Raw genomic sequence first — 23083 nt, forward strand, 5'->3', positions numbered from 1 at the left:
AACCCCGCATGGCGGGGTTTTTTTTAAGACGATAACTTATGCCGCTGGCTGAGTTACAACGTCTTTGATGCCTTTAACTTCGATCTCTACGCGACGATCTGGAGCCAGGCAGTCGATCAGTGCAGCGCGAGCTTTCACGTTGTCACAGGTGTTGCCAGTAACTGGGTTAGATTCGCCCATACCACGTGGGGAGATCTTGTTAGCTGGGATACCTTTAGAGATCAGGTAATCAACAACAGACTGAGCACGTTTCTCAGACAGTTTCTGGTTGTAAGCGTCAGAACCGATACGGTCGGTGAAGCCCAGAACCACTACGGAACCGTCTTTAGGATCCAGGTTGCTCAGCTGGGTGTACAGCTGATCCAGTGCCTGCTGGCCTTCTGGTTTCAGAGTCGCTTTGTTGAAGTTGAACAGAACGTCAGACTTCAGAGTGAAGTGCTTGGTCTGTACTTCTGGAGCTGGAGCCGGCGCTGGAGCAACAACTGGTGCTGCATCTTCCTGCTGGCCGAAGCGGTAGGAAACACCTACGCTCAGCATGCCGTTGTCTGGACGAACACCAACGGTGTTGCCGTCGCCGATGTTGTTAACCCACTGGTATTCCAGACGGGTAGCGATGTCACGGGTCATAGCCCACTCAACGCCACCAGCGAATACTGGGGAAACACCGGTGTCATGATCGTCGCCAGCACGGCTGTTGCTGGAGTCAGCGCGCCATACCATGCCGCCCAGACGGGTGTACACGTCCAGATCGTCAGTTACTGGGTAACCCAGTTTAGCGGTCAGCTGAACGCCCTGTGCTTTGAAAGCGCCGTTTACGTTGTCGCCTTTGTATGGCATACGACCTAACCAGTCGTAACCCATTTCAAAACCAACATACGGGTTAACCTGATAGCCACCGAACGCACCTGCACCAAGCTGGCTCTTGTGAGTAGGGCCATCATTGTTGTTTGCGCTGTCGTACCAGCCGGTGTCGTGGAACTGAGACCAGCCCAGTTTACCACCTGCATACCAGGTATTATCTTTCGGAGCGGCCTGCGCTACGGTAGCGAAGCCAGCCAGTGCCACTGCAATCGCGATAGCTGTCTTTTTCATTTTTTGCGCCTCGTTATCATCCAAAATTCGCCATGAATGTCTCAACTGAGAATCACGGTTAAATCCTTCACCGGGGGGCGTGGTCAAATATAAATCTACCGATATCTTCGGCTTAGGCCGAGCACCCCTGGCGATGTAAAGTCTACAACGTAGCTGAAAACTTACAAGTGTGAAGTCCGTCAGGCATATGAAAAAAAAAGTTCCGTATACCGATTATTTAACATTTTTTGAACGAATTTTGTGCAATAAAATTAAGGAGAACCGCACCAGACAAGCCTTTCCGCAATTTTGAGATTGGGAACTTAAATCTCATCTTGCTGTCAAAAAAAATTCCAGGAAAAATCTTAATTTCACTCAATGGTACAAATTTGAGTGAATTTTTAGCCCGGAAAGTTGTCCTTTGCGGTAAGAATCCGATCGAACTGGACGCATGATGAACCCGATCGCATTCCCTTCTTCGGCGGCTTCAGTCAGACGGAAATGTTCTTCTTCCGTCAATTCTTCCGATAACCACCCAATCACCACGCTGTAATTTCCGGTGCGTAACGCGCGGATCATCGACTCAACGGTATCGCACGGTGCGAGCTGATTAATTTGCATAACCTTGGTCAGCGGAAGGCCTGCGGACTGCACCCACTCACGGCTCAGTTTTTGCTGAGGCGTGAGCCAAAGCTGCCAGCGCGATTGCTGCCCGAGCTGTTGCAATAACGGCAACAGCAAAAGTTGCGTCAACAGGGGCTGGTCTTCACGATAAACCACTTCACTGATAAGCCCCGTGGAAACACGCTCGACGGATTTCTGCGCGGCATTGCCTGCGGTAGAAGAGAGAGAGGTTGAGCGATTTGCATAGCCTGAAGTGTGCATATTCATTCCAGCCCTGTAGTTACTGTATGGATATACAGTAACTCCTGTATGCATAAAGATCAACCTCATTTTCGGAAAGCGACTCGCAAAATTCATTCAATCTTGATGCCCCTTGCAAATTCATCTTGCTCAACGGAGATAAGTTGCCTATTTTCCTGCTAACGGATCCGCTAGTAAGAAATTTCGTTGTTACTTTATGATTTTGAAGGGAAATATCATGAAAAAGATATCTTATGAACGGATTTATAAATCCCAGGAATACCTTTCACCACTGGGCGAGATCCATCATCGCGCGCTGTTTGGAGGCTACACCCTGGCGGTGGATGATGCCGTCTTTGCCATGGTGTCTGATGGCGAGCTTTACCTGCGGGCCTGTGAGGAGAGTGCCAAATACTGTGTCAAAAATGCCTCTTCATTTTTAACGTTGATGAAGCGAGGCCGCCCGGTGCTGCTCAACTATTACCGCGTGGATGACGGATTATGGCAGGACAGGGAGCGGCTGCTTGAGCTCTCTTCGTTTGCGCTCAGCGCGGCAAGAAAAGAGCGCTATCAGCGCCATCAGCGTAACCGACTAAAAGATCTGCCAAACCTGACCTTTCAGATTGAGGTTTTGCTCTTTGAAGCAGGCATTACCAATGAAGAAACGCTGCGGGCGCTGGGTGCCAGAGCGAGCTGGCTAAAGATGCGGGCAAAGAATAAAGCGCTCAGTATTAAAGTTCTCTTCGCGCTTGAGGGGGCAATCGAAGGGCTGCATGAGGCGGCACTCCCGGCAGGCATTCGCCGGGAGCTGACGGAGTGGTTTAATGCGCTGCCTGAGCCACAGGAGAATCACTCCTCCAGGTAGCAATTTGCTGTTGCAGCCGGCAAATTTCAGGCAGCAGAGCGATAAGCAGGCCGATCTGTTGAAGCACCAGCGGCGCTTTGCTGTCGTTTCCTGGGTCAAGATGCGCAATGCGTTGAGCCAGCTCATCCAGCGCCTGTTGAACGCGCGGCTCATCGGCGGGTCGATGATGTAGCGCGTCATCGACATAGCAGACGGCGTCATCGAGCAGATTAAGAATACCCGGGTTGGTGAGCTTCTCACGGTGGGCGCCCAGCGTCGAAATATAGCTGGTGAACGTATGGTTCAGGCAGAGCAGGCGGAACGCCGTCTCACGAATCTCCGCCGTGGCGCGAGGCTCCGTTGACATGTTCGAGACAACGGAGGCCAGTTCTGCATCACTGTTGTGCGCATCGCGACGGGCTATCCGGTACGCCAGACGGTTATCGCGCCCCTGGTGGTACTGCTCCAGGATGGCGTCAAGGTAGCGACAGTTGGCGTTCATTGCCCTGTCTACCACCCGCGGCAAATTGCGGAAACGCCAGTCTGGCCAGATAAAGCTGACCGCAGCCCAGGCAATCGCGCAGCCAATCAGGGTATCGATCACGCGGGGCAGGGCGACTTCAAACCCTTCACCCAGCAGGTTAAAGCAGAGCAGCACCAGCAAAGTGATGAACATGGTGGCATGGGCATACTGCACGTTGCGAAATGCGAAGAACAGCACGCCGGTAATGACGATCAGAATCAGCTGACCTTCAATGGAGGGCACAAAATAGAGCACCGGAAGGCCAATCGCGACGCCAACCAGCGTGCCGATAATACGCAGCGCAAGACGATGGCGGGTGGCGTTGTAGTTCGGCTGGCAGACGAACAGGCTGGTGAGCAGGATCCAGTAGCCGTGGTGCAGCCCGGTTATCTGGATAAAGGCATAACCCACGCACAGCACCAGCGACATCCTCACAGCGTGGCGAAAGAGCGCCGACTCCGGCGTAAAGTTGCGGCTCAGCCGTAGCCACATATCGCTGACGCTGTGCACGCTGTCATCAGCAAGCTGGTTTTCTGCCTCGCTGCCCGGAAGCGCCATCGCCTGTTCGGACTCAATGGTCGCCAGCTGAGCGTCAATCGCCCGCAGGTTGTTCAGCAAAAAACCAAGTGCTTTGATGTGTTCCGGCGACGTTCCGCTGGCCTGAACGCGATCGAGCGCCGCATCAAGGTGGCTAAATACGCGTTCAAAGCGCGGGTCATGCTGATAGGGCGTGCGCAGCAGGATGGAGCGCGAGAGCTGCTGGCAGGCCTGGGACTGCATGGACAGCAGGCGCTGGAAGCGGAACATCACGTCGCTGTAGCGGAACTTCTCGCGCAGGGCGGCATACTGAACGTGCGATGAGCTGGCGCGCTCATGTATGTCCTGAGCAGCAAAATAGTAGTGTAGGGTCCTTCGGGTTCCACGCTGACCGCGATCGCCGCGCAGGCGGGTCAGCAGCGAGGCTTTTGTCTGGTTCAGGGTGGCGACCAGTTGGCCATTGGCCAGCGCCAGATCGTAAAGCGGAGCCTGGCTGTCTTCCTCAATATCCGGGTCGAACAGTCGGGATTTCAGTTCGAGATAGTGGGCTAGCTGCTCAAAGCTGCGGGCGAGATTATCCTGCAGCGGACGAACCGGGAAGATCAGATGACCGGTTAGCGTTAGCAGGTTGTACCAGACGGCGCCGAGCAGCAGCAGTACCGGCTGCTGGTACCACTGGTCGTACAGGGAAACGCCCAGCATGGTGTAGATGGCGATCAGCAATGCACCAAACGCGATGGTGGCATAGCGCTGCCCAAGGCCGCCCAGCAAAATAAACCCGCTGGTTGAGAGCGTAAGGCCAAGGGCAAACAGCCAGGGCCAGGGGAAAAGCAGCTCAACGGACGCTGACGCGATAAAAAAGCAGACGAGCGTGATGACCAGGTTACGTAAACGCCCGGCCAGGCGATCGTCCAGGTCCGCCAGCGCCCCGGCCACCACCCCCAGCGTAAGTGGGATGGTGAGCTTGACGTCATTCAGCCACCAGGGCAGGGCAACCGTGCCGCAAAGCGCGATAAATATCCTGACGTTATAAAGCCAGGTGCTGTTCCAGGTATAACGGCGAAGCAGTGGGCTTAGCATAAACGCGGCCAGTCCTTATTTACTGAAAACGACGGCGAGCGTTTGCTTCGCGCGCCGCCTGGGCCACTTCAACCGGAACAACCCTGCGCCCGACGGGCCAGAGGGCAATAGCGGCGATCTTAAAGTTCGCGATCCCCACCGGAATACCAATAATCGTAATGCACTGTGCAATACCGGCAAAAATATGCATGATGCACAGCCACCAGCCGAAGAAAATCAGCCACAGAATGTTCAGCAGGGTTCCGCCCGTGTTCATCAGGGCGTTTTTGTTCTCCGGGTTCAGCTCGTCAACGTGGATGGCTTCATTCCCGTAGGGGACTAAGGAGAGTTTTGTGATTTCCCAGCAGGAGCGGGTTAGGGGGAGCGTGAAAATCAGGACGATGCTCACCAGCGTGGCAAAAAGCCAGGAAAGGGTGGTGGCAAAACCGCCCAGCACAAAATTCAACACATTCAGAACGGTACGCATAAACCCTCACTTCCTTTCGATAAAATTAACGCCCAATGATTGTAACGTTTTTTTAGGCTGGAGCACCTTAAAACTGGCAGTTAAACTGTCAGGTAAATTATCTCTTCGTGGATTTGGCGGAACATGGAACTGAAAGCAACGTCGTTGGGCAAACGCCTGGCGCAACACCCGTACGACAGGGTGGTTCTCCTTAATGCCGGAGTGAAAGTCTCCGGGGAACGCCACGAATACCTTATTCCGTTTAATCAGCTTCTGGCTATCCACTGCAAACGCGGTCTGGTGTGGGGCGAGCTGGAGTTCGTCCTGCCTGACGATAAAGTTGTGCGCCTTCACGGCACCGAGTGGGCGGAAACCCAGCGTTTCCATCATCACCTGAACGCGCTCTGGCAGCAGTGGAGCCAGGAGATGAGCGTGATTGCCGCCGGGGTGCTTCAGAAGGTGCTGGACGATATCGCGCAAAGCAACGCGCAGCATTCGTGGCTCACCCGTCAGCAGACCGCCGGGTTGCAGCAAAAGATCCGCCAGGCGCTCTCGGCGCTGCCGTTATCGGTGACGCGCCTCGACGAGTTTGACAACTGTCGCGACGCCTGGCGCCAGTGTCAGGCCTGGCTGAATGATATGGATAAAAGCCGTCTTGCCCATAACCAGGCCTGGACGGACGCCATGCTTACCCAATACGCCGATTTTTTCAGTACGGTGGAGTCGTCACCGCTCAATCCGGCCCAGGCGCGCGCCGTGGTCAACGGCGAGCAGTCTGTGCTGGTGCTGGCGGGCGCCGGCAGCGGTAAAACGTCGGTGCTGGTGGCGCGAGCCGGCTGGCTTCTGACGACGGGCGAGGCGGTAGCCGATCAGATTCTGCTGCTGGCTTTTGGCCGCAAGGCAGCCCAGGAGATGGACGAACGGATCCAGGAACGTCTGCATACCCGGGATATTACCGCCAGAACCTTCCATGCCCTTGCGCTGCATATTATTCAGCAGGGCAGTAAAAAAGTGCCTGCCATCAGCAAGCTGGAAAACGACGCGCAGGCGCGTCAGGCGCTGTTCATCAAAACGTGGCGCCAGCAGTGCAGCGAGAAAAAGGCGCAGGCGAAAGGGTGGCGCCAGTGGCTGGAGGAAGAGCTCAACTGGGAGGTGCCGGAAGGGAGCTTCTGGCAGGATGACAAGCTGGCGCGTCGGCTTGGTTCGCGGCTTGACCGCTGGGTCAGCCTGATGCGAATGCACGGTGGAACGCAGGCAGAGATGATTGAAAGCGCGCCGGAGGCGATCCGCGATCTGTTTTCGAAGCGGGTCAAGCTGATGGCGCCGCTGCTGAAGGCCTGGAAAACCGCGCTAAAGGATGAAAATGCCGTCGACTTCTCCGGCCTGATCCATCAGGCCATCATCATTCTTGAGAAGGGACGTTTTGTGAGCCCGTGGAAGCATATTCTGGTGGATGAGTTCCAGGATATCTCGCCGCAGCGTGCGGCCCTGCTTTCGGCGCTGCGGGCGCAAAATAAGCATACGTCGCTGTTTGCGGTGGGGGACGACTGGCAGGCCATCTATCGCTTCAGCGGGGCACAGCTTTCGCTGACGACCGCGTTCCACCACTATTTTGGCGAAGGGGACCGCAGCGATCTGGACACGACCTACCGCTTCAATTCCCGGATTGGTGAAATCGCCAACCGCTTTATCCAGCAGAACCCGCACCAGCTGGCGAAGCCGCTCAATAGCCTGCGCCCGGGGGATAAAAAAGCCGTGACCCTGCTGGCGGATGACCAGCTGGAACCGCTGCTGGACAAGCTTAGCGGCTACGCGAAGCCCGATGAACGTATCCTGGTGCTGGCGCGCTACCACCACCTCAAACCCGCGGCGCTGGAAAAAGCGGCCACCCGCTGGCCGAAGCTGCAGCTTGAATTTATGACCATTCACGCCAGCAAAGGGCAGCAGGCTGACTATGTGATTGTGATGGGACTGAAAGAGGGCAGCGACGGTTTCCCGGCCCCGGCTCGCGAGTCGGTAATGGAAGAGGCCCTGCTGCCGGTGCCGGAAGACTTCCCGGATGCCGAGGAGCGGCGTTTGCTGTATGTGGCAATGACCCGCGCGCGCCATCGCGTGTGGCTGCTGTTCAATAAAGAGGAGCCATCCGCGTTTGTCGATATTTTGAAGAGTATTGATGTGCCGGTGGCGCGCAAGCCATAACGACGACGGGAAAAAGGGTAGGCCGGGTAAGGCGTAGCCGCCACCCGGCAAAAAAGCTACTTCAATCTCTCGGAAAGATAACGCTGATAGTCCGGAATCAGGATATCCACCGGCGAGTTAAACTGCGGCGATTCGATGATGAAATCCGCCGTCGACAGGTTGGTCGCCACCGGAATATTCCACACCGTCGCAAGGCGCAGCAGCGCTTTCACATCAGGGTCGTGCGGAACCGCGTTGAGCGGATCCCAGAAGAAGATCAGCACATCAATTTTCCCTTCGGAAATCTGCGCGCCGACCTGCTGATCGCCGCCCATCGGGCCGCTCAGCATGGCATTCACCTGCAGACCCGTTTCGCGCTGGATCAGGTTGCCGGTGGTGCCGGTCGCCGACAGGGCGTGCTTTTCCAGCAAAGACTGATGGCGGCGAACCCAGTTAAGCAGCATTTGTTTACAGTGATCGTGCGCCACCAGCGCAATGTGTTTGCGTTCAGGCAGCGTGCGTGTTGTCAGTTCCATAATCATATCCATCAGGTTAACTGACTACACGATGACGGGAACCGCCTGATGCTGCAAGAGAGAGGCGTAAAAAATGTGGCTTATGATGACGGCTGTTGTTTTGCCCACTGTAAAAACCGGGCCCGCGTGTCGGGATTGGCCTGCTGGAACCAGAATTTAAGGCGCTGTTCGGTCAGCGTCTGGGACTGGGGAGGAATGACGTCCAGTTCAGAGACGCCTGAGAGCAGGGTGCTGTCGTCCGCCATCATGGTGGCAAACTGCGGAAGCGATGCGCGTTTGCCTGCTTTGTTATAGGTCTGGGTCGCGGCCTCGTAGTCCGGACCTTTCGGTGAGGTTGTCAACGCCAGAATATCCAGCTTCACCGGAATCGGCATCGCATCCCCGTCCAGCAGTTCAATGCGGGGTGCCGCGTCGAAGGCCGCCGAGTCCTTCTCCGTTTCAAGATGAGGCAGGGTGATATTCACCTGACTGATTTGCCGCGTATTAAAGCTGACGATCAGCGGCGGGGAGATGTACATCCGCTGCTCGTGATTCGCCAGACCGATCGATTTTTCCACCCGGAAGACCAGCTGATGCGGCCCGTTATCCAGCTCGATGCTGTCCGCGCCGCGCAATAGCGAACTGGACACCTTTTTTCCGTCCAGGACCAGGAGATCGATGTCGGTGGAAAGCCGGAGCGTGGTAGCAAAAACGCAGACCGGCATCACTAACGCAATCAGAGCAGTGGCAATACCGGTTTTCATAGAAGGCTCCCGTCAGAAATCCTGTCGCCGCATTAATGTATCTAAATTTTTCGATAATCACGTTTACTAACATATAGACATATTTCGCCGTTTTGCCCTCATGCATCGGTATGGGATGGATGGTTGAGATGTGCGGTTTGGCGTACACTTTTAAAAAAGCCAGGAGAAAAGCCATGAAAGAGAACGACATTGCCGAGATTTTGACATCCACGCGTACCATTGCGCTGGTGGGCGCGAGCGATAAACCCGATCGTCCAAGCTACCGGGTGATGAAATACCTTCTCGATCAGGGTTATCACGTCATTCCGGTATCGCCAAAAGTGGCGGGGAAAACCTTACTGGGCCAGCAGGGGTATGCCACGCTCGCGGACGTGCCGGAAAAAATTGATATGGTCGACGTTTTCCGTAATTCCGAGGCGGCGTGGGAAGTGGCGCAGGACGCTATCGCCGTCGGAGCGAAAACCCTGTGGATGCAGCTGGGCGTGATTAATGAACAGGCCGCCGTTCTGGCGCGGGATGCAGGGTTGAACGTTGTTATGGACCGCTGTCCGGCAATCGACATCCCCCGGCTGGGGCTGGCGAAGTAATAAAAAAAAGCCCGTTCATCGGGCTTTTTTTACACGCTTAGTTCCGCAGGCGCGGAGCCTGTAACTGTTTGCGGATAGTCTGAGCAAGTTCATCCATTGTGGGTTGCTCCGGATGTTCTTCCTGCAGCTCGCCGCTCAGCTGCGCTTCGGCCAGATAGGTGTGAACGGGTTGTCCATCATCACCTTCCATCACCACATGGTACCAGGGCGCGGCGCGAAGCTCGGCGTTCACCGCCAGCTCGTCTGCTGACGGTTCATCAAGAGAATACTCCGGGTCGATATCCACGACCACACCCAAATACCCGAGCAAAGTGTGGCGGACCTGCTGGCCGATACCGAATTTGCTGGCAATCATAGTCACCTCCCGGGAAACATTACTTACACGTTATGTGCGGGCAATATTTCTCTTTTCAAGTTACATGACGCGACAGGCAAACCCTTTCAGATACAGTCCTTCCGGGTAGGTAGCGATCACGGGGTGATCGGCTGCCTGACGGAACTGCTCTATAAATTGTACATCACGGCCAGCATCTATTGCGGCATCGGCGATGATTTTCTGAAATAAATCTGTGGTCATCAGGCCGGAGCAGGAGAAGGTGAGCAGCCCCCCGCCCGGGTTCAGCAGCTGGATGGCCAACATGTTGATATCTTTATACCCACGGCAGGCGCCCATCAGCTGGCTTTTGTTTTCCACAAACTTAGGCGGATCCATCACGATGACGTCAAATTTCTCACCCTGGTCGCGATACTTACGCAGCAGCTTGAACACGTCGTCACGCACGAACTCGGCTTTGCTCAGGTCCAGCTTGTTCAGCTCGACGTTCTGTTTAGCCACGTCCAGCGCTTCCTGCGAGGTGTCCACGCTGACCACCTGGGCACAGCCGCCCATCAGCGCCGAAACGGCAAAGCCGCCGGTATAGGAGAAACAGTTCAGCACGCGCTTGTCGGCGACGTACTGACGCGTCGCCAGGCGGCTGTCGCGCTGGTCAAGGTAGTAACCCGTTTTGTGACCGCCCTGAATATCGACCAGCAGCTTCATGCCGTGCTCTTCAATCGGCAGCAGGGCTGGCGGCAGCTCACCCGTGACGGGGCCTTGGGTCAGTTCCATACCCTCTTTTTTGCGCACCGCGACATCGCTGCGGTCATAAATGGCGCACTGCGGGAACAGCGTTTGCAGCGCGCTAATCAGCGCAGCGCGCTGGTATTCCGCCCCGGCGCTCAGGAGCTGCAGCACGAGGAAGTGGCCGAAGCGGTCGATGGTCACGCCCGGCAGGCCGTCGGACTCACCGGCAATCAGGCGGTAGCTGTCCAGCCCGTCGCGTTTTGCCAGCCACTCGCGCCACTGCTGCGCCTGCTGCAGGCGGCGGACGAAGAAGTCGATGTCGATGGTTTCGTCTTTATCGAACGTCCAGACGCGCGCGCGGATCTGGGAGGCGGGCGAGTAGGCGCCTCGCGCTAACCATTTGCCCTGATGGTCAACGATATCAATGGTTTCACCGAGGCTGGCTTTGCCTTCCATACGGGCAACCGCACCGGAAAAGACCCAGGGATGACGGCGCAGTAATGACTTCTCGCGCCCTTTGGCTAACACTAAACGTACACTCATAATTTGCTGTTCTGTCGATTCAAGAAAATGGCCGCCATTTTCCCGAGTTCAGTGGGGAAATGCAACGCGCCAGACGGATAAGGAGAAGGAAGATGTCAAAAGTCTGCACCATTGCCTGGGTTCACGGCGTTGTTCAGGGCGTTGGTTTTCGCTACAGCACCCAGCGTGAAGCGATTGAGCTTGGGCTTACGGGATACGCGCGCAACATGGATGACGGCAGCGTTGAGGTGGTCGCCTGCGGCGAAGCGGAGCAGGTCGACAGGCTGGTGGCGTGGCTGAAAGCGGGCGGCCCGCGCAGCGCGCGGGTTGATAAGGTCTTAACGGAACCGCATCAACCCGGTCGGGAGTACGTTAACTTCGGGATTCGTTATTAAATACACTTCACCGGCTTTGGCAGGCCGGCAATCCTGGTGGCCTGCTTGGCCGGGCCTTTCGGGAACAGACGATACAGATAGCGGCTGTTGCCTTTCTCTTCGCCGAATTTGTTCGCCATCGCCTTCACCAGCATACGAATCGCAGGGGAGGTGTTAAATTCGAGATAGAACTCGCGCACGAAGCGCACCACTTCCCAGTGTTCCGGGGTAAGAGCGATCGCCTCTTTTTCGGCAATCACCTCTGCCAGCGCTTCGCTCCACTGGCCGCTGTCTTTAAGATAGCCATCGTTATCGGTTTCGATCTCTTTACCTTCAAAGCTCAACATAATCATTCACACGTTAGTCAAAAAACCTTCGAAGTGTAGCAAAATAGCCGCCGTGGAATAAATAGTCGCCTACAGCAGCAGCTGAAGCAGGTTGTTTGCGTTGAGCTTTTTCAGCGCGTTGCACTTGTGGCTGGAAACCTGCTTTTCCGGCATATTGGTCAGGATCGCGATATGGCGCACGGGTATACCGCTAATCAGCAGGTCAAGCACGTTAAACTCGGTACCCGTCAGGCAGCTGTCCAGGCTGCGCGTGCGGCGGGGTTCTTTGTCCAGCACGTACGGCGCGTCCGCAACGGCAATTCTGTCGTCGATGATGTAAATCGTCAGCATCTCAAAGCGCTTGCGCAGGTGCGTCGCCAGCGCCCAGCCCTTTTCATTGCACACTAAATAGAGTGAACCCTCCCAGCGCGCGGCTTCAAGCCGGAGAAGAATAGTGATCAGCGAGTGATGGGCCGCCGTAATGGAGAAACGACAGCGGATCGCCAGCGTGTTGCGCGCCAGCAGCGCGCTATGCCAGCGAATGTCCTGGCTTTCCACCCCGGCCTGCGGGTGACGGCGCAGCAGGGAAAAGCGCAGGCCTTCGGCATAATATCGGTTGTTATCAAGAATGGCGTAGCTCACGGTTCCCTCGTTATAGCGTGCTGGGGGTATAGATCACGCGCAGCGTGCCGGTATAGTCCCCGGCGTTTTTACTGCTGACGGCAAAGGCGGGCGTCGTCAACGTAATGGGGGCTGGAATACACAGCACGGTTTCGCGGCCTCCGGGCAGGACGACCTGACGTAAATAATCAGGATTGTTGGTGCCGTTCCAGACGATCGCCTTGCCGTTAGTAACGCTCTCCTTCGCGCCGGTGATGGGGTTAGTGACCGAAACGCGGTAGTCGAGGCGATCCCGCGCCTGCGCGGGGCTCCCTCCGCGGCGTCGGATGGAAAAGGCGCCTTCCGCGCGTCCGGTCGCGGCCGCGCCGTCGTCCTCGAAGCGGATAAACGCGCGCGGGCTGGTGGCGTTATTGCCGTCGTACAGGCACATGTCCAGGGAGGCCTCGCCCTGAATCTCGCTGCCGCCGGGGCGACCCGGGAAGTTGGTGAGGTTCAGGTTAACGATCGGCGTCGAGTGGGGGAAGGCGGGCAGATAGATCTGCTGATTGCCGGGATCGACCACCTCGATGCGGATCGATGCCTGCCAGCTGGCAATGGTCAGATACCCCGGGCAGCCCACGTTGGCGTCGTTAAAATTACCGCCGCAGGCGGCGCTGCCCCATTCGCGCAGGTTTTGCCTGAGCGTGGCGGTCCAGATGCCGGCCTGATTGAGCTTGTTCAGCTCGCTTTTCACGATGTAGTAATCAAAATAGGGCTCGCTGTCCCACGCCGCGAGATCGCCCGCGCCGCCGGTGACGTAGCTGGCGAAGGCGTAGGTTTTGCCGTTCATGAACATGTGCTTTTCGCCGTAAACCTTCACGTCCACCGTTTTTTTAGTCACCGAATGGGTAAAGCGCAGGTTAATCGGATAAGGCGATGCCGGGTTGGCCGTAAACCATACCGGTGCGGTCATGCACGCGCCGTAGGTCGGATCGGTGCGCGACTGGCAGGTGAGGGTATTTCGCCCCCACTTTTGCGGATCGCTGGCGATAAAACCGCCCGACTCGTGCAGCCAGATGTCCAGGCGTGCCGGGGAGGCCATGCGATCGACGCTCATCCCGACGCTGGTGTTTCTGCCGCCCGCGCTGGCCGCCAGCGCCTGGCCGGAGCCTGCACTTAACAGCAGTAAAACTAAGAGTAATTTTTTCACATCACGTTCCTGTCATTATTTTTCTGCGTTCATCGCCGTTGGGCCGGCAAGCGGCGCGCGTCCGGCAAGCATCAGCTGCGCCTGCTGCTGAACGGTTTCCGGCAGCGCGGAGAAGGTCAGCTCCTGACAGGTCACCGCGCCCACGTAGCGCACCACGTCGCGCATGCTTTTTACCTGCAGCGCACATTCGTAGAACTGGTGCTGTTTGACCAGGTAGAGGGCGTGGAGCAGGGCGTCGCTTTGCGCGCTAAAGCCGCCGTTGCCCAGATCGCTCCAGCCGTTAACGTTAAGCGGCACGCCGCCAACGAACGGGGTGTGCTGTCCGTCGGTCAGCTGGCCCAGCCAGGTGTAGCGGGTCGTGGTTTGCACGTCGCGACGCAGCATTTTTCCCGGCACCATAAAGACGGTGCGGCTGCCGGACCCCTGGACGATCTCGCTGCTGGCTCCGTGGGAGACGTCCAGCGATTCGTTCACCGTCAGGGTCGTCTGCTGGTAGCCCGGCAGGGCGAAAAGCGCCCGCGCGTTGGCCGGAACGTCCGCGCTTCCGCCGTTGTCCAGCGACACGGCGATGCGTGAATCCGGCGTCTCTTCGGGCGTGAGAACGTCCACCGCAATGGCGGAAGCAGGGCGCCCGTCGCTCCAGCGGCCAAACCACAGCCCGGAGCGCGCCAGGGCAAGCGTCGAGCTGTAGCTGCCGCTGCTGCTAAGCGTATGCTTATTGTCCTGACGATCCCACGCGTCGCTGACCGTCAGGCTGCCGTTGCCGTATCGGCCGGCCTGTCGCGTATACGCCGAGGCGTTGACCGAGTCGCTGTTGATGCCCGAGGCGCTGAGGCCAAACTCATTTTCCCCGCGCGCGTCGGTGTACCAGTTATGCGAGGCGCTGTAGGTCAACTGGTCTTTTTGACGCTGCTGGTGCTGCCATGTTGCGCCCAGCGAGGTATAGCTTGATGCATTGTCCTGGCGGCTGTGCGCCATTGAGACGCTTACGCTGAGAAATCCGCCCTTGTCGCGCCCCGCCTGAGCGTGGTCGTTACGCATAAACAGGTTGATGCTGCTGTTAACGTTCAGACCTCGCACGCTGAAGGCGTTGCTCAGCCCGCCCTGCCACGCCTGCGAGCGCGAGCGGGTTGTGTAGACGTTGTCCCACGGAAGCCCCTGGTCGTGGCGGTCGTCGCGATCCGGGAGTTCGCGGCGCGAGACGTAGCGCCCTTCGTTGCGGTTATCCGAGTAGCCCAGGCTTGCGTACCAGCTGCCGATGGGCACGGAAAACATCACCGACAGCGAGCGGTAGCAGCCGCCAATCGCGTCAAAACCGGTGCCGGAGGAATCACAGCTATCTGCCGACAGCGCGTTGCGGTAGACGCTCAGCGAAAAGCCGTCGTTGTAGCTCACCTGCTGGATATTGCCGCGCTCGCCTTTGCTGCCATAGAGGTAGCTAAAGCGGGTGCTCAATACCCCGTCAACGGGACCGGCGTTGAACCCGCGGCTCCAGTCGAGCGCATTTTCTATGAACCGGTGCTGTTTTGTGGTGGTCGCGCCGCTGGTCAGCGCCAGCGTTGGCGTAACGGGCAGGCGAACGCCCGCCTGCGCCACGGCTGAACGGGGTGCGTCAGTACCGTCATTGTCCGTTTCTCCCGCCTGCACAAACCACTCCACGCGGTCAAACGGCGTAATGCCGGTGCGGGTAAACGGCACCTGCTCGGTGCGCGTTAAGCGGTTGTTTTCATAAATGGAGAGCGTCACCGTGTAGCTGCCGTCCGGGAAGGCGCGTGTATCCAGGGTTTGCGCCCCGGCGTTCAGGTAGAAGCTGGCCAACAGCTGGTTGCCGCGACGCGCATCAATGCGCGCGTCATGGGACAGCAGTACGGTAATCGGCGTGCCCTTTGACAGCTGGACAGGATTGATCCACGCGCGGGTGGAGCCTGCGCGCAGGCCGCGGATCTTGCCGAGCGGGAGCTGGCTAAGGTTGATGTTGCCGCCCGCGTTGCTAAACAGATCGCGGGTGTCCATTTCGCCCGCCTGGAGGTAGTACTGGCGTAGGATATCCTGGCGAAACCACGCGTTGTTGAGGGTGAAGTCCTGCTGCTGCCGGTGCCGCGAGCGCTGCCCCAGCCAGGTCCAGTCCAGGTTGAGATAGCCATCCTGCGTCACCGCCAGCGCGCCGTTGCCCTGAACGGTGGCCGACTGATAATTTTCGTCGGCCACAAAGTTGATATTCTGCTGGTGGATCAGGGCATTTTCAGCGTCGTGGGTGGGCTGATACCACCGGCTCTCCTCGGAGGGTTTAGGCAAAAAGGCTTTATCAAAAAACAGGTTAATTCGCGCGTTGTTTTCATCGTAAATAATCGCCGCGCTGCGGGTGTCGATATAGTCGCATCCGCTGGCGGAGCCATTGCTGCTGCACGCCAGGTTTCCGTTGCGCGCGAGCGGGGCGGATAAGCTTGCGCTGACGGAGGAAATCAGCGCCGGATCGTCGTTAAACCGGCGCTTAATTGCGGCAATGAGCGCATCGGGCGCAACAAACGTGACCGTTTCAAGATTGATATCGGTTTCGAACAGGCCGAGCGAATCACCGTACAGGCTGACCTCGGTCCACAGGCGCTGCGTCTTCGCCAGATCCTCGAAGCCCGAAGGAACAACCATATCGGCATGAACAAGTGGAGCGGAAGCGGGTAACAAAACGGCAAAAAGGAGAGTATTTCTGTGAAAAGCCATGAACGAGCCTCGACGTCATCCTGACATCAGAGGGCGGAAACCCTCTGATGTATTTCCTTGTATACGCTGTGGTGTTACGCACCGCCTTCCGCAGTGGTCGCCTGAGTCAGCATCAGGCTTACGACGCCGCTGTACTGGCCCGTTTTAACGATGCCTTTCGTGGTCTGAGAAATGGTCAGCGGCAGCACGGCAGAACCGTTTTCAATGCTGCCCGGGAACAGCTCGGTGCCGGTAAATTCGGCATCGGTGGTGTTCAGGGTTTTGTCGCCCAGCTTCACGGTCATCGGGATCGTTTCATTGCCGTCGGCATTGGTCAGCTTAGCCGCACTCACCAGGCGCACTTTGACGTTGCTGGTGGCGGAGTTAGACCACACCTTGGTGTTAAGACGATAGCTTTCCAGACCGCGACCCGGCAGGTACTGCATGTCGATGCTGGCCGGCAGCGGGGTGTTATCCGCCTGCGTCATGTCGAGCTGCGAATCGACGCTGGCGTTGACCGTAATATCTTTCTGAATAGCCATTGCGCTGAACGCCGTGGACATCGCGGCAACGATCATCAGAGGTTGAATATACTTTTTCATTGATATCTCCATATTTACAGACGAGCTCCATAAGCCCTTTAAACAAACCACGAGGGGTTCTACAGTGACGTCGCGTTATTGCACGACGGGTAAATCTGCTTCTTCAGCCGTTTTATTGATCCAGTTGAAGTAGCGGAATTTGTATTTCTGGCCCTTGGCCTGTGCGAGCGTTTTTAATTGACGCTCCGTATCGGGATAAATCGTCGCGTCTTCTTTAATCCACCTGCAATTATCAGCCGCGTCGCACACGCCTATTTCCCTGAGCGGCACGCGCACGGTGCCGTCATTTTTTAACGCCCCCCGCGCGGGATCGATGTGCAGTGAGACCACCACCTTTTCCGGCGCGAGGTGCACCAGCGCGCCCCAGATGACGTTCACGCCCAGCCTGGCGCTGGCCGCAGGGCCGCCCGAGGGGGAAGGGAGAATGCTTTCCGGCTGTTTGACGCCTTCAAAATAGACGCGCCACGTGCTCTCTTTCGCAGGCGCGGTCAGCGACACCAGGCGAACCACGCGCAATGCACCGGCGGCAAGGGCAAATTTCTCCGGCGTGACGACAATGCCACCCTCTTTCCACGCGGCCACGTCGATCTCTTTTTCCTGCGGCGTTCCCGGATTAAGAATTTTCTTTTGCCTCACCCGAATGAACTGAATATCATCACTTTTAGATGCCACTTTTATCTGCGCTGCACCGGAACTTTCCACATTCAGTTCCATGGGATAAACGCTCATATTGGCCATTGTCATTTCGGAGAAAAATGACAATGAAATTGCGGCTGCGTAAAACGTGTTGGTCATATTCATTAATTTGTTCTGCTTCAAGTTTGCCTGCCTGCTTTTGGTTCATTCACGGCGGTTGTCCACCCGTGTCCGTCCGCTGTCGTCGTGCTTCAGGGCAGGGAAACTTTAACCAGAACAGAACGTTGTGAATACTTGTATTGCTTAACTTGCTATGTACAGGTTTTTATTCTGTCTTGCCTGGTTTATAGTGTTTTAGTTAAAAGAAAATGCCGTAACAGTGAGTGTTCAGGAAGATCCTCCTGATGCGAAAACAGGCGAGTTAATGCGCTATTTTCGCCGCCTGTCGTTCTCTATGAATACAGCGCAGGTGCACGGTATAACCTGAGAATAAAATATGTTTTTTATATGCAATAATTCGCTGATATTTGATCCGGAAACACACGTAATTAGTCCTGTGAATCAACCTGAATCGGCAATTACGCTTTCAGCTCCCGCCGCGCGTCTTTTACAGGAATTTATTCGTAATAAGGGTAAAGACCTCAGCCGGGAGGAATTAATTACCCGCGTCTGGGAGGCGTTTGGCTTCACGCCATCTGGGAATAATCTGAACAAAGCCGTGAGTGAACTACGCAAAGGCTTTCAGTCGCTCGGCGAGCACAACGACATTATCGTGACCGTGCCGCGCTACGGATTCCGCTTTGAGGCGGACGTCAGCTGCCAGCCCAAAAAGCGATTTTTGCCTGCCGAACCTCCTCCTGAGCCGAACGCCAGCGTGGCGAAACCGCCGATCGGGCGCTGGCCTGCCTGGGGGAAGAAGCATGCGGCGCTGGGGGCCATCGCCGCGGTGACGATGGGGCTTGTCATCTACGTCTTCAGCCCGAGGGCGTTGACCGTACCCGCGATGCTCAAGCCGGTGAAGGAGAAAATGGGTCAGTGCAGCATCTGGCTTATCAACGATCACGGCCGACCGCTGGTGCTGTCAAAAATGGAACCGCTGCTGGAGGCTAACAACGTTGCGTGCCACCGCGAGGCCTACAATATCTACTATTTCAGCGCGCGCTTTACGATCGCCGCCGCGGACGAGGTATTTATCGGCGCCTGCCCGGTAAGCCCAACCAGCTTTTGTAAAACCATTCGTTATAAAAGCGGGGCAGAGCAATGAAAATAAGGCTTTTATCCGCGCTGGGCTGTGCGCTGGTGGGGGGCGTCGTGGGGCTCGCTATTTGTACATTTCTCTCTCACAGAGGGGATGCGCTGGCCTGCAGCACGGAGTTCAATTTTATTCGCAATCAGGGAAGGGCAAGCGAGGTGAAGGTGAACGCGATCGCGCAGTTTTATTTCCACAAGGATGGGACGGGGCTGACAACGTATAAAGGTGCCGCGTCGGCGGAAGGGCGCAATATGATCATCGACAGAGACATAGATTTTAACTGGCACCGTCGAGACGATGACAACGTTATTGTACTCACCTATACCAAAACCTGGCGGCGGCATAATGATAATACGCCCGATACGCAGTGGGGCAGTTTTGCTCGCCCGACGGCACGCTATTATCTTACGCTCTCTGAACTCTCACCTTCGGTCTGGCTGATTCAGGATCGGCTCTATCCTACCTATATTTGCCGGGGTGAGTAAGGCATAAAAAAAGGAGAATGCCGTGGCATTCTCCTTTTTGTTTCAGCGGGTGGGCTTAATCGCGGCTGGCGAAGCCCAGGATGCTCAACAGGCTGACGAAGATGTTGTACAGCGACACATACAGGCTCACGGTAGCGCGGATATAGTTCGTCTCACCGCCGCGAATGATGTTGCTGGTTTCAAACAGGATCGCGCCGGATGAAATCAGAATAAACACGGCGCTGATCGCCAGGTGCAGAGCAGGCAGCTGCAGGAAGATGTTGGCTACCATACCCACCAGCACCACCACGATACCCGCCATCAGCATGCCGCCGAGGAAGGACATGTCCTTACGGGTGGTCAGCACGTAGGCCGAGCAGCAGAAGAACACCAGCGCGGTGCCGCCCAGCGCCATGCCGATCACATCGCCCATGCCGGCAGACAGATAGGCGTTCAGGATGGGTCCCAGGATGTAGCCCAGGAAGCCGGTGAAGGCGAACGCGGACAGAATACCGACCGGTTTGTCAGCGGTTTTGTAGGTCAGGAACATCAGACCGTACATCCCCACCAGCGTCAGGATCAGCCCCGGAGACGGCAGCATCAGCACGGTGCTGGCGGTGGCGGTGATGGCCGAAAACGCCAGCGTCAGGCTGAGCATGAAATAGGTATTGCGCAGCACCTTGTGGGTGCTGAGTAGCGATGTGCGGTCGCGCGACGAAGTAATTATACGATCCATGAGTCACTCTCTTATGACAGATGTAATTAGCGGAAAGAATAGGAAACCGTACGCCAGTCTCAAAGTGGTTTTACCCATCTTTACTCAGGCGCTTAGCGCCGGAGGTGGTTATTTCTTCTGCAGAAATGCGCTTCATCAGTATGAACAGCGGTTTGAGGAAATTTACCAGATCAACCTCTTATAGGTTACTGAAAAATATTGCGTTATTGCCATTCGAGCGCTAAGAGTTATTTCCGGATCGTCACAAAACAGACAATAAGGCGAAGGATATGAAACCACAAACACGCACGCGCTTTACGCTTTCTTTACTCACCGCCGGGATCCTGTGCGCCAGCACGGCAGCCTGGGCGGCTAACGTGCCGGCAGGAACCGCGCTGGCCGATAAGCAGGAACTGGTCAGGAATAACGGCAGTGAACCGGCCTCGCTCGACCCGCATAAAGTCGAAAGCGATGTCGAATTCAATATTATCAGTGATTTATTCGAGGGGCTGGTCAGCGTCTCTCCTTCAGGAGAGATTCAACCCCGGCTGGCAGAAAAATGGGAGAACAAGGACAACACCGTCTGGACGTTCCATCTGCGTCCGGGCATCACCTGGAGCGACGGCACGGCGATTACCGCAGAGGATGTGGTCTGGAGCTGGCAGCGCCTGATCGATCCGAAAACGGCATCACCGTATGCCAGCTATCCCGGCAACATGCATATCGCTAACGCGGCCGATATCGCCCAGGGCAAAAAAGCGCCCGACACGCTGGGCGTAAAAGCGATAAACGACACCACCCTGGAAGTGACGCTCACGCAGCCCAACGCGGCGTTCCTCGCGATGCTGGCGCACCCGTCGCTGGTGCCGGTGGACAAAGTGCTGATTGGGCGATTCGGAGATAAGTGGACCAAGCCGGAGCATTTCGTCAGCAGCGGGGCGTACAAGCTGTCGCAGTGGGTGGTCAACGAACGCATCGTGGCGGAGCGCAACCCGCGCTACTGGGATAATGCGCACACGGTAATCAACAAGGTGACGTATTTACCCATCACCTCCGAGGCCTCGGATGTGAACCGCTATAAAGCGGGCGAAATTGACATTGTGTACACGGTGCCGATTAACCAGTTTGCCCAGCTGAAGAAAACCCTCGGCAGCCAGCTGGACGTTTCTCCACAGCTGGCGACCTATTACTACGAGTTCAACACCACCCGTCCGCCGTTCAACGATGCGCGGGTACGCAAGGCGCTGAACATGGCGCTGGATAAAGAGATCATAGCCGGGAAAGTTCTGGGGCAAGGGCAGCGCCCGGCGTGGCTCATCAGCCAGCCGGATATTGGCGGGGTTAAGCTTCAGAACCCGGATTACGCCAGCTGGCCGCTGGACAAGCGCATCGCGGAGGCGAAAAAGCTGCTGAACGAAGCCGGCTATAACGCAAGCCATCCGCTGAGCTTTAACCTGCTCTACAACACCTCTGAATCGCACCAGCGCATCGCGATTGCCGCCAGCTCCATGTGGAAGAAAAACCTCGGCGTGGAGGCAAAGCTGCAAAACCAGGAGTGGAAAACCATGCTGGATACCATGCACACCCACAACTTTGATGCGGTGCGGTACGCGTGGATTGCCGATTATGACGATGCGGCGACCTTCCTGAACAACTTCCGCACGGGCGACAGTGAGAACACCAGCCAGTACAGCAATCCGGACTACGACCAGGCGCTGATCGATGCCGCCAAAGCCAAAACAGCGGAGGAGCGGGGCAAGTTCTACCAGCAGGCGGAAGATCTGCTGGGGCGTGATGTGCCGGCCATTCCGGTTTATCACTACGTCCGCACGCACCTGGTGAAACCGTGGGTAGGGGGATTTACGCCGGATAAGCTGGGGTACTATTACACGAAGGACATGTACATCAAGAAGCACTAAGCCTGTGCTGATAAAATCGTCGATGTGTTGTCCGTTCAACCGATTAAACGCGTTTTGACTATTTTTACAGCGAACGAGTGACGCCACTCTTTACAGCACGCGGGGAGGTGTTTATAGTTCGCCTCACTTAGGAAGTGTGGCCGAGCGGTTGAAGGCACCGGTCTTGAAAACCGGCGACCCGAAAGGGTTCCAGAGTTCGAATCTCTGCGCTTCCGCCAGATATAAACCCCAGGTTATTCGTTAACCTGGGGTTTTTCTTTTGGCGTGAATGTAAAACCTGACTTTATAAACGAATAAAGAAATGTAGGCCGGGTAAGCGCAGCGCCACCCGGCAACAAACACCGCGTTATGAGCGGATAAACGCCAGAATGTCCGCGTTGATGGTATCCGCATGGGTGGTGTGCATCCCGTGCGGGAAGCCAGGATAAATTTTCAGCACGCTGTTCGCCAGCAGCTGGTCCTGCAGCAGGGCCGCATTCTTATACGGCACGACCTGATCGTCGTCGCCCTGCAACACCAGAACGGGAACCGTGATGGCTTTTAAATCTTCCGTCTGGTCGGTCTCTGAAAACGCCTTAATCCCCTCATAGTGCGCTTTGGCGCTGCCAGTCATTCCCTGACGCCACCAGTTCTGGATAGTACCCTGTGAAACCTCGGCGCCATCACGGTTAAAGCCGTAGAAAGGCCCGCTGGCGACGTCGAGATAAAACTGGGCGCGATTAGCCGCCAGCGCGCTGCGGAAGCCGTCGAAAACTTCGATGGGCGTTCCGCCGGGGTTATTGTCCGTTTTGACCATCAGCGGCGGTACGGCGCTGACGAGCACCGCTTTGGCCACGCGCCCCTGCGGCTGGCCATACTTTGCAACGTAGCGGGCGACCTGGCCGCCGCCGGTGGAGTGGCCCACGTGCACGGCATTGTGCAGATCCAGGCTTTCAACCACGGCCGACGCATCGGCCGCATAGTGATCCATATCGTGGCCGTCACTCACCTGGTCCGAACGCCCATGACCGCGACGATCGATAGCGATAACGCGATAGCCCTCTGCGAGGAAGAAGAGCATCTGGTTATCCCAGTCATCGGCGCTGAGAGGCCAGCCGTGGTGAAATACAATAGGTTGAGCTTCTTTCGGACCCCAGTCTTTATAAAAAATATTGACGCCGTCTTTCGTGATTACGAATGCCATACCGCAGACTCCTCTGTTAAAAACAACACGACCCCTAAAGTGTAGGAGAAATCATAAAAGCGGTTGGCTTCATTCTGGTGAAGGATATTCATCTGGCGTTCTGGGCTCTGGC

23 protein-coding genes and 1 tRNA gene are annotated in these 23083 nt (G+C 56.5%); 8 read left to right on the forward strand and 16 right to left on the reverse strand.

What is annotated here, in order from left to right; all coding sequences use genetic code 11:
• Positions 1–36: 36 nt before the first annotated feature.
• Together ompA and sulA are read right to left on the reverse strand one after the other, a co-directional pair.
• The gene (gene ompA, locus ACMWKK_RS17605; protein ID WP_112781269.1) at positions 37–1092 is read right to left on the reverse strand and encodes a porin OmpA; all 1056 of its coding nucleotides are present in this window, start codon (positions 1090–1092) and stop codon (positions 37–39) included.
• A gap of 354 nt (positions 1093–1446) precedes the next feature.
• Complete coding sequence (sulA, locus tag ACMWKK_RS17610) at positions 1447–1956, reverse strand: SOS-induced cell division inhibitor SulA (RefSeq protein ID WP_112781196.1); 510 nt, start codon at positions 1954–1956, stop codon at positions 1447–1449.
• A 217-nt stretch (positions 1957–2173) separates the two neighbouring features.
• Here sulA and ACMWKK_RS17615 point away from each other — a divergent pair, with 217 nt between their 5' ends.
• On the forward strand, positions 2174–2800 hold the full coding sequence (locus ACMWKK_RS17615) for a TfoX/Sxy family DNA transformation protein (protein WP_045330773.1): 627 nt from the start codon (positions 2174–2176) through the stop codon (positions 2798–2800).
• Here ACMWKK_RS17615 and yccS read toward each other — a convergent pair.
• Both yccS and ACMWKK_RS17625 read right to left on the reverse strand, forming a co-directional pair.
• Positions 2757–4919, reverse strand: a complete 2163-nt coding sequence (gene yccS, locus ACMWKK_RS17620) for a YccS family putative transporter (RefSeq protein ID WP_045330770.1) — start codon at positions 4917–4919, stop codon at positions 2757–2759. The two genes, ACMWKK_RS17615 and yccS, sit on opposite strands and share 44 nt — an antisense overlap.
• Positions 4920–4938: 19 nt before the next feature.
• Positions 4939–5385, reverse strand: coding sequence for a YccF domain-containing protein (locus tag ACMWKK_RS17625; protein WP_045330768.1), 447 nt, complete (start codon positions 5383–5385; stop codon positions 4939–4941).
• 123 nt (positions 5386–5508) lie between these two features.
• On the opposite strand from ACMWKK_RS17625, the gene helD reads away from it, so the two are divergent.
• On the forward strand, positions 5509–7563 hold the full coding sequence (helD, locus tag ACMWKK_RS17630; RefSeq protein ID WP_112781195.1) for a DNA helicase IV: 2055 nt from the start codon (positions 5509–5511) through the stop codon (positions 7561–7563).
• 56 nt (positions 7564–7619) lie between these two features.
• On the opposite strand, the gene mgsA is transcribed toward helD, so the two are convergent.
• Both mgsA and csgI read right to left on the reverse strand, forming a co-directional pair.
• Positions 7620–8078 carry a methylglyoxal synthase gene (gene mgsA / locus ACMWKK_RS17635; RefSeq protein WP_045330803.1) on the reverse strand — a complete coding sequence of 153 codons (459 nt, stop codon included), beginning with the start codon at positions 8076–8078 and terminating at the stop codon, positions 7620–7622.
• 80 nt (positions 8079–8158) lie between these two features.
• Positions 8159–8821 carry a curli synthesis inhibitor gene (gene csgI / locus ACMWKK_RS17640; protein WP_112781194.1) on the reverse strand — a complete coding sequence of 221 codons (663 nt, stop codon included), beginning with the start codon at positions 8819–8821 and terminating at the stop codon, positions 8159–8161.
• A 173-nt stretch (positions 8822–8994) separates the two neighbouring features.
• Here csgI and ACMWKK_RS17645 point away from each other — a divergent pair, with 173 nt between their 5' ends.
• Positions 8995–9408 (forward strand): CoA-binding protein, encoded by a 414-nt coding sequence (locus ACMWKK_RS17645; RefSeq protein WP_008499920.1) that lies wholly within the window; start codon positions 8995–8997, stop codon positions 9406–9408.
• A 37-nt stretch (positions 9409–9445) separates the two neighbouring features.
• Here the strand turns inward: ACMWKK_RS17645 and hspQ are convergent, their stop codons facing one another.
• A complete protein-coding gene (hspQ, locus tag ACMWKK_RS17650) occupies positions 9446–9763 on the reverse strand; it encodes a heat shock protein HspQ (protein WP_112781193.1) in 318 nt (105 codons plus the stop codon).
• A 60-nt stretch (positions 9764–9823) separates the two neighbouring features.
• A complete protein-coding gene (rlmI, locus tag ACMWKK_RS17655; protein WP_112781192.1) occupies positions 9824–11014 on the reverse strand; it encodes a 23S rRNA (cytosine(1962)-C(5))-methyltransferase RlmI in 1191 nt (396 codons plus the stop codon).
• A 92-nt stretch (positions 11015–11106) separates the two neighbouring features.
• Between rlmI and yccX the strand changes: the two genes are divergently transcribed.
• The gene (gene yccX / locus ACMWKK_RS17660) at positions 11107–11388 is read left to right on the forward strand and encodes an acylphosphatase (RefSeq protein ID WP_112781191.1); all 282 of its coding nucleotides are present in this window, start codon (positions 11107–11109) and stop codon (positions 11386–11388) included.
• On the opposite strand, the gene tusE is transcribed toward yccX, so the two are convergent.
• The 6 genes from tusE to ACMWKK_RS17690 all read right to left on the reverse strand — a co-directional run bounded on the left by tusE (position 11385) and on the right by ACMWKK_RS17690 (position 17621).
• Positions 11385–11714: a sulfurtransferase TusE gene (gene tusE / locus ACMWKK_RS17665; RefSeq protein ID WP_045330802.1), complete on the reverse strand. Its 330-nt coding sequence runs from the start codon at positions 11712–11714 to the stop codon at positions 11385–11387. The genes yccX and tusE overlap by 4 nt on opposite strands.
• 69 nt (positions 11715–11783) lie before the next feature.
• Positions 11784–12335: a LuxR C-terminal-related transcriptional regulator gene (locus ACMWKK_RS17670; RefSeq protein ID WP_112781190.1), complete on the reverse strand. Its 552-nt coding sequence runs from the start codon at positions 12333–12335 to the stop codon at positions 11784–11786.
• Between the two features lie 10 nt (positions 12336–12345).
• On the reverse strand, positions 12346–13503 hold the full coding sequence (locus ACMWKK_RS17675; RefSeq protein ID WP_112781189.1) for a CfaE/CblD family pilus tip adhesin: 1158 nt from the start codon (positions 13501–13503) through the stop codon (positions 12346–12348).
• A gap of 15 nt (positions 13504–13518) precedes the next feature.
• On the reverse strand, positions 13519–16221 hold the full coding sequence (locus tag ACMWKK_RS17680) for a TcfC E-set like domain-containing protein (protein ID WP_112781188.1): 2703 nt from the start codon (positions 16219–16221) through the stop codon (positions 13519–13521).
• A gap of 74 nt (positions 16222–16295) precedes the next feature.
• Positions 16296–16802 carry a CS1 type fimbrial major subunit gene (locus ACMWKK_RS17685; RefSeq protein WP_045330748.1) on the reverse strand — a complete coding sequence of 169 codons (507 nt, stop codon included), beginning with the start codon at positions 16800–16802 and terminating at the stop codon, positions 16296–16298.
• Positions 16803–16877: 75 nt separating this feature from the next.
• Positions 16878–17621 carry a fimbrial protein gene (locus ACMWKK_RS17690; RefSeq protein ID WP_045330745.1) on the reverse strand — a complete coding sequence of 248 codons (744 nt, stop codon included), beginning with the start codon at positions 17619–17621 and terminating at the stop codon, positions 16878–16880.
• 373 nt (positions 17622–17994) lie between these two features.
• Here ACMWKK_RS17690 and ACMWKK_RS17695 point away from each other — a divergent pair, with 373 nt between their 5' ends.
• Entirely contained in the window at positions 17995–18702 is a 708-nt protein-coding gene (locus ACMWKK_RS17695) for a winged helix-turn-helix domain-containing protein (RefSeq protein WP_223239935.1), read from the forward strand.
• Positions 18699–19175 (forward strand): hypothetical protein, encoded by a 477-nt coding sequence (locus ACMWKK_RS17700; RefSeq protein WP_112781187.1) that lies wholly within the window; start codon positions 18699–18701, stop codon positions 19173–19175. Before ACMWKK_RS17695 ends, ACMWKK_RS17700 begins: the two co-directional genes overlap by 4 nt.
• A gap of 55 nt (positions 19176–19230) precedes the next feature.
• On the opposite strand, the gene yccA is transcribed toward ACMWKK_RS17700, so the two are convergent.
• Positions 19231–19890: an FtsH protease modulator YccA gene (yccA, locus tag ACMWKK_RS17705; RefSeq protein ID WP_045330736.1), complete on the reverse strand. Its 660-nt coding sequence runs from the start codon at positions 19888–19890 to the stop codon at positions 19231–19233.
• A 269-nt stretch (positions 19891–20159) separates the two neighbouring features.
• Between yccA and ACMWKK_RS17710 the strand changes: the two genes are divergently transcribed.
• Positions 20160–21788: an ABC transporter substrate-binding protein gene (locus tag ACMWKK_RS17710; RefSeq protein WP_112781185.1), complete on the forward strand. Its 1629-nt coding sequence runs from the start codon at positions 20160–20162 to the stop codon at positions 21786–21788.
• Positions 21789–21918: 130 nt separating this feature from the next.
• Positions 21919–22006, forward strand: a tRNA-Ser gene (locus tag ACMWKK_RS17715).
• 128 nt (positions 22007–22134) lie between these two features.
• Here the strand turns inward: ACMWKK_RS17715 and ACMWKK_RS17720 are convergent.
• Positions 22135–22971: an alpha/beta fold hydrolase gene (locus ACMWKK_RS17720; protein WP_112781184.1), complete on the reverse strand. Its 837-nt coding sequence runs from the start codon at positions 22969–22971 to the stop codon at positions 22135–22137.
• Positions 22972–23083: the final 112 nt, after the last annotated feature.

The sequence above is a fragment of the Enterobacter sp. 01-M-03-SI-ECC genome, assembly GCF_047530215.1.
Classification (GTDB): Bacteria; Pseudomonadota; Gammaproteobacteria; order Enterobacterales; family Enterobacteriaceae; genus Enterobacter; species Enterobacter chengduensis.